General features: G+C 43.9%; 6 protein-coding genes and 4 pseudogenes. 8 read left to right on the top strand and 2 right to left on the bottom strand.

All coding sequences use genetic code 11. The features are described from left to right. Window positions 1-107: 107 nt before the first annotated feature. The 7 genes and pseudogenes from queA (at window position 108) to ONZ52_RS00515 (ending at window position 6,729) form a co-directional block, all read left to right on the top strand. A pseudogene (queA, locus tag ONZ52_RS00485) lies at window positions 108-1,170 on the top strand (tRNA preQ1(34) S-adenosylmethionine ribosyltransferase-isomerase QueA). A gap of 32 nt (window positions 1,171-1,202) precedes the next feature. Next, window positions 1,203-2,323: pseudogene (gene tgt / locus ONZ52_RS00490) on the top strand (tRNA guanosine(34) transglycosylase Tgt). Between the two features lie 72 nt (window positions 2,324-2,395). Beyond that, window positions 2,396-2,722 (top strand): preprotein translocase subunit YajC, encoded by a 327-nt coding sequence (gene yajC / locus ONZ52_RS00495; protein ID WP_012070335.1) that lies wholly within the window; start codon window positions 2,396-2,398, stop codon window positions 2,720-2,722. A gap of 114 nt (window positions 2,723-2,836) precedes the next feature. Beyond that, a pseudogene (gene secD, locus ONZ52_RS00500) lies at window positions 2,837-4,687 on the top strand (protein translocase subunit SecD). A 9-nt stretch (window positions 4,688-4,696) separates the two neighbouring features. Continuing rightward, the gene (secF, locus tag ONZ52_RS00505) at window positions 4,697-5,611 is read left to right on the top strand and encodes a protein translocase subunit SecF (protein WP_265216698.1); all 915 of its coding nucleotides are present in this window, start codon (window positions 4,697-4,699) and stop codon (window positions 5,609-5,611) included. 129 nt (window positions 5,612-5,740) lie between these two features. Continuing rightward, window positions 5,741-6,376, top strand: coding sequence for a serine hydrolase domain-containing protein (locus ONZ52_RS00510; RefSeq protein WP_265216699.1), 636 nt, complete (start codon window positions 5,741-5,743; stop codon window positions 6,374-6,376). After that, window positions 6,373-6,729 (top strand): serine hydrolase domain-containing protein, encoded by a 357-nt coding sequence (locus tag ONZ52_RS00515; RefSeq protein ID WP_265216700.1) that lies wholly within the window; start codon window positions 6,373-6,375, stop codon window positions 6,727-6,729. Before ONZ52_RS00510 ends, ONZ52_RS00515 begins: the two co-directional genes overlap by 4 nt. A 54-nt stretch (window positions 6,730-6,783) precedes the next feature. Here the strand turns inward: ONZ52_RS00515 and asd are convergent. Both asd and ONZ52_RS00525 read right to left on the bottom strand, forming a co-directional pair. Further along, window positions 6,784-7,645 (bottom strand): annotated as a pseudogene (gene asd, locus ONZ52_RS00520) (archaetidylserine decarboxylase). Window positions 7,646-7,668: 23 nt separating this feature from the next. Then, entirely contained in the window at window positions 7,669-9,126 is a 1,458-nt protein-coding gene (locus tag ONZ52_RS00525) for an HDOD domain-containing protein (protein ID WP_265216701.1), read from the bottom strand. Window positions 9,127-9,274: 148 nt separating this feature from the next. On the opposite strand from ONZ52_RS00525, the gene ONZ52_RS24460 reads away from it, so the two are divergent. Then, window positions 9,275-9,412 (top strand): motility-associated protein (locus ONZ52_RS24460; protein WP_321160225.1); only part of this gene is annotated, 138 nt, incomplete at its 3' end.

Raw genomic sequence — 9,412 nt, forward strand, 5'->3', positions numbered from 1 at the left:
TGAAAACAGTATTTTTTATCTTTTTAATATCTGTTGGGTTGGAAGTACCCTTTTGAGTGGTTTTTCGCTAGAATAACGGGTCGTTTTTCCTAGGTAGCTTTCTTTTTATGCGCGTTTCTGATTATCACTTTGATTTACCTGACTCCTTAATCGCTCACTATCCGACGCCAGATAGAACGGCCAGCCGGTTATTACACCTTGATGGTTCTAGTGGGGGAGTGGTTCATCGTCAGTTCTCGGATGTCTTGGATTTGGTTCAGCCTGGCGATTTGATGGTGTTCAATAATACTCGCGTGATTCCTGCGCGCGTCTTTGGAGCAGAAGGAGTCTGGCGGAAAAGTAGAGGTGCTCGTTGAGCGAGTTATTAATACAAACGAGGCGCTAGCGCATGTTCGTGCGAGTAAGTCACCAAAAGAAAACAGTAAGTTGCTATTAGGGCAAGACAAAGGCGAGCATATTGAAGCGACTATGGTTGGTCGTTCGGGAGCTTTGTTTCATCTTGTTTTTAATGAGCCTGTTTTAGATGTGCTAACGCGTGCTGGGCATATGCCGCTACCGCCTTATATTGAACGTCCTGATGAAAATAGTGATCAAGAGCGTTATCAGACGGTTTATAATCAAAAGCCTGGGGCGGTTGCAGCGCCAACGGCTGGGTTGCACTTTGATGAAGCTTTGCTAGAAAAAATCAAAGCCAAAGGGGTTGAAATAGCATTTGTTACCTTGCATGTTGGTGCCGGAACTTTTCAGCCTATGAAGGTCGAAAATGTAAAAGACCATATTATGCACGCTGAATATGTGGAAGTTGAGCCTAGTGTGGTTGAGCAAGTTAAAGCCACTAAAGCGCGTGGTGGTCGAGTGATTGCGGTTGGTACGACCAGTGTGCGTAGTCTAGAGTCGGCAAGCCAAGGTGGTGAAATCGCCCCAATGCAAGACGATACCAGTATTTTTATTTATCCAGGTTACGAATTTAAAACCGTAGATGCGTTGGTGACGAATTTTCACTTGCCAGAATCTACGCTGATCATGCTGATTAGTGCGTTCGCAGGTTATGATCATGTGATGGCTGCTTACAAAGTGGCAGTAGAGCAAAAGTATCGATTTTTTAGTTATGGCGATGCCATGTTTATTACACGAAATGCGCAGGCTAAAGGCCCGCAAGGTGAGGAATAAGACGAATGTCTGATAAACGTCCAGAATGTTTTATGGATTTTGAACTTCACACGACGTCAGGAAAAGCACGTCGTGCAACCTTGACGTTTCCTCGTGGGAAGGTTGAAACGCCGGCTTTTATGCCTGTTGGTACTTACGGTACGGTAAAAGGCATGTTGACCAAAGATATCGAGGAAATTGGTGCAGATATTATTTTGGGTAATACTTTCCATCTTTGGTTGCGTCCAGGAACAGAGGTAGTGAAGGCTCATGGAGATTTGCATGATTTCACACAATGGAAAAAACCGATTTTAACGGATTCAGGTGGTTTTCAAGTATTTTCACTCGGTGAAATGCGCAAAATTACCGAAGAGGGCGTAAGTTTTCGCTCTCCCATTAATGGCTCGAAAGTGTTTCTAAGTCCCGAGATTTCGATGCAGGTTCAGCGTGATCTTGGCTCTGATATTGTGATGATCTTTGATGAGTGTACGCCGTATCCTGCGACGCCAGAAGTGGCTGCCAAATCCATGCGCATGAGTTTACGTTGGGAACCAGCGTTCGAAGGACGAACATGGCGACAGCCCATCTGCGTTGTTCGGTATTATCCAAGGTAGTATGTATGAAAACCTTCGAGATGAGTCACTAGAAGGGTTAGTGAATATCGGTTTTGACGGCTATGCCATTGGCGGTTTGTCGGTTGGTGAGATCCAAAGATGAAATGATGAAGGTGTTAGATCATATCACACCGAAAATGCCAGAAGATAAGCCACGCTATTTGATGGGAGTGGGAAAACCTGAGGATTTGGTGGAAGGTGTTCGCCGCGGTGTTGATATGTTTGACTGTGTGATGCCAACACGTAATGCCCGTAATGGTCATCTGTTTACTTCAGATGGTGTGGTGCGCATTCGGAACTCACAATATCGTCATGATGTGGGACCTCTTGATAAAGAATGTGATTGTTACACTTGTAAAAACTTTTCTCGGTCTTATTTACATCATTTAGATAAGTGTCAAGAAATGGTAGGGGCGCAATTAAATACGATTCATAACCTACGATATTATCAAACACTCATGGCGGGATTGCGTCTAGCGCTCGATGAAGGTAGATTTGACGCCTTTGTTGATGAGTTTTATGCAAAGCGAGGCCTAGATACGCCAGCTTTGAGTGAATAATAAACAAAATTATGTCAATTTCTTTACGTAAGAAATGACAACAGTTTCATAAACCATTGGAGAGTTAACACCATGATCGCATTGATCTCACCAGCTTACGCTGAAGGCGGCGCACCAGCAGATGCAGGTATTTTTAACCTAGTGCTTCTTGCGGGCTTCGTTGTCATTTTTTACTTCCTTATGTGGCGCCCACAAGCGAAACGTGCAAAAGAGCATAAAAACTTGATTGCATCGCTAGCGAAAGGTACTGAGGTAGTAACTGGCGGTGGTGTATTGGGTAAAGTGTCTAAAGTTGATGATAACTATGTAGTGCTTGAAGTCTCTGAAGGCATTGAAATGAAATTTCAAAAGTCTTCTGTTGCTGCGGTATTGCCAAAAGGAACGTTGAAGTCTATTTAACTTTCCTAGAAAGGCGCCTAATGTAGGCGCTTTTCTTTTTCCGATTTATTAAATTTTGAGATGTTTGCACTCTGTTGCGAATAATCATCTCATTTTAGGTGTAAAGGATTTTTCATGCTTAACAAGTACCCCTTGTGGAAGTATTTGCTAATTCTTCTTGTTTTGGCTTTGGGGCTACTCTATGCCTTCCCAAACCTTTATCCGGATGATCCAGCGCTACAACTATCTACCCAAAAAGCAACTGCGGTTGTTGATGAGCAAACTTTGCTAAGAGCAAAGAATGCGCTTGCCAATGCGAATATAGAATTAAAAGAAGCAGAGCTTACCTCTGCTGGCGGTACCTTGCGCTTTAATAGCGGTGAGGACCAACTTGCTGCTAAGCCAGTTGTGGCGGCAGCATTGGGTGATGACTTTGTAACAGCGCTCAACCTTGTTCCTACGACGCCGGAATGGTTGTCTTCGCTAGGAGCTGGGCCTGCTAAGTTGGGTCTTGATTTGCGTGGTGGCGTGCATTTTCTTTTGGAGGTGGATACGCCTGCGGCACTTAAGCAGAGACTTGAAGTGAGTGCCAGTGAGATGAAGGCGGTGTTACGCAAAGATCGTGTGCGTTACCGCAGTGTTGATATAGAAGATGGTGTGTTGTCGGTGCGTTTCTTGCAGTCTGGCGATATGGCATCGGCGGAAGTATTGTTAAAAAAGAATTTCCTGAATACCGTTATGCCACTCGTCAAGAGACTGATGAGTTTTATCTGGACGTAAGTTTTACCGAAGCCGCTAAGAAAGAGATTGAAGCGTATGCTTTGCAGCAAAACTTAACCACACTGCGAAATCGTGTTAACGAACTTGGTGTAGCGGAGCCGCTTGTTCAGCGCCAAGGTAGTAGTCGTATCGTGGTTGAGTTGCCTGGGGTGCAAGACACTGCTGCAGCAAAACGTATCATCGGTGCAACGGCTAACTTAGAATTTCATCTAGAAGCTGGCTTGGAAGATAATGGCGCAGACATAGAGACTTTAACTTTTCGTGATGGCAGTGGGCGAACGGCGCGTTTAGAGCGTGACATCATTATCACGGGTGACAGTGTTTCTGATGCGAGCCTCTTCTTTTGATGAAAATGGCCGACCACAAGTGAATATTAGCTTGGATGGCAAAGGCGGCAAACAAATGAGTAAAGTGACTCGTTCTGCCGTTGGCCGAAACATGGCGGTTGTATTTATCGAGCATAAATCTCGTAGTCGTTTTGTTGAGACGGACGGCAAGATGGAGGAGGTGCGAAGAAGTTATAGCGAGAAGGGTATTATTTCTTTAGCCACGATTCAAACCACTTTAGGTAATTCATTCCGTATTACCGGATTAGATAGCCCTCGTGAGTCTTCCGAGCTTGCCTTGTTGTTGCGTGCTGGAGCCTTGGCTGCGCCCATCTATTTTGTTGAAGAGCGTACTATTGGACCGAGTTTAGGTGCTGAGAACATTAAGCTGGGGATTAACTCAGCGCAGATCGGTTTGCTGGTTGTTATGTTGTTCATGCTGGTTTACTACAAAGTATTTGGTATCTTTGCCAATGTGTCTTTGGCGTTGAATATTATTCTTCTGATGGCTTGTATGTCTATCTTGGGGGCAACCCTCACTCTGCCAGGCATTGCTGGTATTGTGTTGACGATGGGGATGGCCGTGGATGCAAACGTGTTGATTTTTTCAAGGATTAGAGAGGAATTGGCGAGTGGTATGCCAAGTCAGCAAGCCATTCACTCTGGTTTTAATCGTGCATTTACGACGATTCTTGATGCAAACATCACAACCTTGCTTGTGGCTGTTATTTTGTTTGCGGTAGGAACAGGCCCTGTTAAAGGTTTTGCAGTGACTTTGTCGTTGGGTATTCTAACTTCAATGTTCACGGCAATTGTGGTTACTCGTGCACAAGTTAACCTTGTGTATGGCGGTCGTAAAAACAAGAAACTGTATATTTAGGAGAGCGCCATGAAAGTGACAAATATTCCATTTATGGCAATGCGTAAAATCGTAGCTGCTTTTTCGATTGCGTTGATCCTTATTTCTCTTGGCTCTTTGGCGACTAAAGGTCTGCAGTTTGGCTTGGATTTTACCGGTGGGACCTTGATTGAAGTGGTATATCAAGAGGCGCCGGTATTAGACGACGTTCGTGATTTGCTTGCTCAAAATGGTTACAGTGATGTAGTTGTGCAGAACTTTGGTTCTCCTACTGATGTTGTTGTGCGGATGGCAAATGCTTATACGGCGACCTTGGGTGATGAGGTGTTGTCGACGTTGCAAAACAATGGCTCGAATCAGGTGACATTGCAGCGCTCGGAGTTTGTTGGTGCGCAAGTTGGTGAAGAGTTGCGTGAGCAGGGCGGTTTGGGCATGTTGCTTGCCTTGGCGATCGTGATGATCTATGTGGCTGTGCGTTTCCAATTTAAGTTCTCTGTTGCTTCTGTCGCAGCATTGATTCACGACGTTATCATCACTTTGGGTTTTTTCTCTTTGTTTGAGGTGGAGTTTGATCTGACCGTATTGGCCGCTTTGTTGGCGGTAGTTGGATATTCGCTCAATGATACCATTGTTGTATGTGATAGGATTCGTGAAAATTTTCGTATTATGCGTGATACCACCCCATATGATTTGGTGAATGATTCGATTAATCAGACTTTAGATCGTACTTTAATTACTTCTATGACCACGTTGTTTGTTTTGGTTGTGCTGTTTTTCTTGGGCGGTGAGCCGATTCATAATTTCTCTATGGCGCTGTTGGTCGGTATTATTATCGGTACGTATTCTTCTATTTTTGTTGCGGCAAATTTATTGTTGGCAATGGATGTGAAGAGAGAAGATCTGATTCCAGCTCCGAAAGAAGAGTTAGAGGACGATTTGCCTTGAGCTTTTTGCTTCTCTAAATAGCCAAAAAAGCCTGCTTTATGCAGGCTTTTTTGTGGGCTTTTGCTATGGCTATATTTGTCGGTATTATGGTTATTATTTATTCGTATAACATAAGGTGAATAGTTCAATATGCGTTTTCTGATGTTTGGTTCATTGCTCTTGTTGATTAGTCTTCAGGCTAAGGCTTTGGATTTCGGGGCGATGGATAAAACCGCTCAGAGCTTTTCGAACATTAAGACCGTTCATATTGCGCATAAGGGGCAAGTGGTTTGGGCAAAGGCCTACAATAAGGCTAATATTAATGCGGTGACGAATATTAAATCGGCGTCAAAATCGCTGATGTCGGCTATTGTTGGTATGGCGATTGATCGTGGCGTGATAGAGGGTGTGGATCAGCCTATTGCGTCTTTGCTGGCGGACCAATTTCCCAAGAATCCAGACCCTCGTTTAAATGATATTACCATTGGGCATTTACTTTCCATGCAAGCGGGGTTGGAGCGGACCTCTGGCCGTAACTATGGTCGTTGGGTGGTTAGTGATGATTGGGTTAAAACGGCTTTGTCATGGCCTTTTATTGATGAGGTTGGGGGTGATATGCAGTATTCAACGGGTAACACGCATCTGTTGTCCGCGATAATTATGCAGCAAACTGGTCAGCATACTTATCTTATAGCTAATCAGTGGCTGCAGGGTTCAGGTGTTCGAGTGCAAAGTTGGGAGACCAGTCCAACGGGTATTCCAATGGGGGGAATCAGGTGGGTATGACGCCTTCTTCTTTGTTGGCGTTTGGGGAGCTGTATCGGCGCGGAGGTTTGACAGATAAGGGTCAGCGTTTACTTTCTAAAGAGTGGATTGCACAGAGCTGGACACCTAGAACGCAGTCTCGCTTTCATGAGGGTGAATATGGCTATGGTTGGTTTATTCAAACTTTTGCTGGTGTGCAAGGGTATTACGGTTGGGGTTATGGTGGGCAAATGATCTATGTGTTGCCTGACTTAGCGCTAACCATTGCGATTACTTCAGAAGAAACGCTGCCCTCTGGTCGAACGGGTTATCGGGATAGTTTGCATCAGATGGTGAGCAGAGATATCGTGCCAGTGGTCAGTGCAGCTCAATGATGAGGATAGAAAAGCCTGCTAAGAGCAGGCTTTCTAGGCTTGTTTGGATTCGCACTATTTCGTGACGACATTGCCAAAATGCATACCCATTTTTGTGGGGGTGTCAGCTTGCAATGACTCTTCCCAATTAACTGCATTTTTCCCAAATAGTACAATGGCGGTGGAGCCGAGTTTGAATCGGCCCATTTCTTCGCCTTTTTTGATTTCAATATTATTAAGTTCTTTATAGTCCCAAGTGACAATGTTTTTGTTAAAGGGTGTCACTTGCCCAGCCCAGACGGTTTCGATGCTGGCAACAATCATGGCGCCAACTAATATTACTGCCATTGGACCTGCCTCTGTATCAAATAAGCACACGGTGCGTTCATTGCGAGCAAAGACGTTAGGGATTTGTTCCGCTGTTACCTTGTTGACCGAAAATAGCTTCCCAGTGTATGTGAATCATTTTTGTTAATTTGCCAGAAAGTGGCATATGTACGCGATGGTAATCTTTAGGGGATAAATAAACGGTGGCGAAAGAGCCGCCTAAAAACAGATTGGATAGTGATGCATCGCCTCCTAGTAGGCTAGTTAAGCTGTAATAGTGACATTTAGCCTGAAACAGCGTGCCATGTTCAATGTTGCCAAGTTGGCTAACGGCCCCATCGGCGGGGCAGGCGATACTATTTTCTTCGTTACAAATAGGGCGTAGTTCGGGGCGGATTGCGCGGGTAAAAAAGTCATTGAAGTTGCGGTATGACAGTGCGTCACTGTTGATGGCTTCGCTCATGTCTACTTGGTATTTTTTTACAAACTGACTGATAAAGGTGTTTTTAACCCAAGTGTTTTCACATTCGGCTATTTTGCCGATAGCACGTGATAGGGTTTTCTGTGGTGTGATGTGTTGTGCAAATGCAAACAGTTGATCTTTAGTCACGTTATTTATCCTGATAGATGAATTTATAGGGTGGTGTGGCTGATTAAAGAAACGATTTTCTTAAGCGTTTTGTAATCATTCTCACTGAATTTTGTTCGTGTTTCTAGCCAAAATATGACCATTTCGTTTGCTGATGTCTGTGTTGAGGCAAGCATAAGGTGGCTGTTTTTATCAATGATTTGGTCTGATTTGTGGGGTAATTCACTGACTATTTTGTCAAGTTTTGCTCCGGCCAAATGGGTGGCTGATGTTTTTTGAGACAATTTTTTAAAAATGCTTGAAGGGGTATTCCATTTAATGGCTTTAATGACTTCTATGTTGTAGCCAGACTGATACAGCGGAGACACTTTATTGTCCGAGTGTCTAAACAGAATGCTGTGTTGGGCGTTGGGGATTGCTTTTAAAATAGTCTTTAACGCTAGGCTGGCTTTTTGCTTTGTCCCCTGATTGTTTGACTTAACTACTGCTCTTCTGAGTTCAGCAAGTGGTGATAGAAGAGCGTTGGGGTTCGTAGGTGGTACGGCTCTTTGGTTGTAAAGATTGGGATCAAGGAGTTGTTGGGCGAGGGATATTTTTCCGCCTTTGTTAAAGAGCTTTGCTGCCTCAGTGCTTGCTAAATGAGCTATTTGGATGATCTCGCCGATGCGGCGGTGCATGATGGTGGCAACAACTCGGTAGAAGAAAGGTAAGTTTTTCGAGTCCCATTTCATACGGTTGGCTTCATGGGCTACTTTATTAGCACAGTATGAAAAAATAAGAGGGTTGTTAGTCAAAATAGTGAGTCTTTTATCTTCGGTAAAGCCCGGCAATTCATCTGGGTGGTGTGCTAAGTGGGCAAGTGTTTGTAGTTCTTTTGCGTTCGGTATGTGTTTGGTTAAAAATGATTCAATGACTTTGTTGGGGGTGTGCCAATGAGTGCAGAGGTGTACGGTAAGTTCATCAATGCGGCACCCTAAGGTGTTAAGTTCGGCTTGACTGGCTTTTTCCCCTCGTTGAATTTTTTGTTCTATTACAGTCATGGTTGGATAGGCATAAAACCACAATAGCCATCTGGCGGCATCGCGAAATAATGTGATCCAAAAAATATCATCTTCGTGGCTGGTCAGTTTTTCTATCGCCCAACGCCTAGCAATGGTTGCGGCTTCATAGCTGATTTGTATTTCGCTTAAAAAAGCGATTAACGGCGCTGGCTTTTCTTTCGCATTAAGATTGTAAGGAGCAAATTGTGGGAGTAATTTTTCTATGCCATTCATTCCGACCATGGCAGCAGCATGAAAGGGTGTTTTTATTTCGCTATTCTTATTTGGTACGATGCGATTTGCTTCATTCAGGATAGCAAAAGCCAACAGTGGGTCTGATGCTATGTTGGCTTGTATTCCATCCAATGTGTCTTCTGTTCGTTTGATTTGAGTTTTGAGACGAGCGAGGCTAACTGCTTGAACAGGAAATTTTTTGTTTTTCAGAAAAATGTAGCCATTCATTTAGGCCAGAAGGTGACTTGTCTATCATAGCTGGTTACATTAGTGGCTCTTGTTAATGTGTGTTTAACGCGCTCTTATGTTTTTGATCTCATCAATCATACTGTATATTGAGTTGAGAGAATACTTTGTCAGTATTAAGGAATAAAATATGTTTGCATTAGCTGGCGTGTTAGTGGTGATTGTTAGTGTGGTGTTTGGCTATTTGGCATCACATGGAAAAATGCTGGCTTTATGGCAGCCTTTTGAGGTGATTATTATTTGTGGGGCTGCGTTGGGTGCTTTTATG

Source organism: Marinomonas rhodophyticola, assembly GCF_026113935.1.
GTDB classification, from domain to species: Bacteria; Pseudomonadota; Gammaproteobacteria; order Pseudomonadales; family Marinomonadaceae; genus Marinomonas; species Marinomonas rhodophyticola.

Bases quoted from the DNA above. Each gene is read 5' to 3' on its own strand.
- ONZ52_RS00525 (WP_265216701.1), bottom strand. From the start codon at position 9,126: ATGAATGGCTACATTTTTCTGAAAAACAAAAAATTTCCTGTTCAAGCA.
- yajC (WP_012070335.1), top strand. From the start codon at position 2,396: ATGATCGCATTGATCTCACCAGCTTACGCTGAAGGCGGCGCACCAGCA.
- ONZ52_RS00515 (WP_265216700.1), top strand. From the start codon at position 6,373: ATGACGCCTTCTTCTTTGTTGGCGTTTGGGGAGCTGTATCGGCGCGGA.
- secF (WP_265216698.1), top strand. From the start codon at position 4,697: ATGAAAGTGACAAATATTCCATTTATGGCAATGCGTAAAATCGTAGCT.
- ONZ52_RS00510 (WP_265216699.1), top strand. From the start codon at position 5,741: ATGCGTTTTCTGATGTTTGGTTCATTGCTCTTGTTGATTAGTCTTCAG.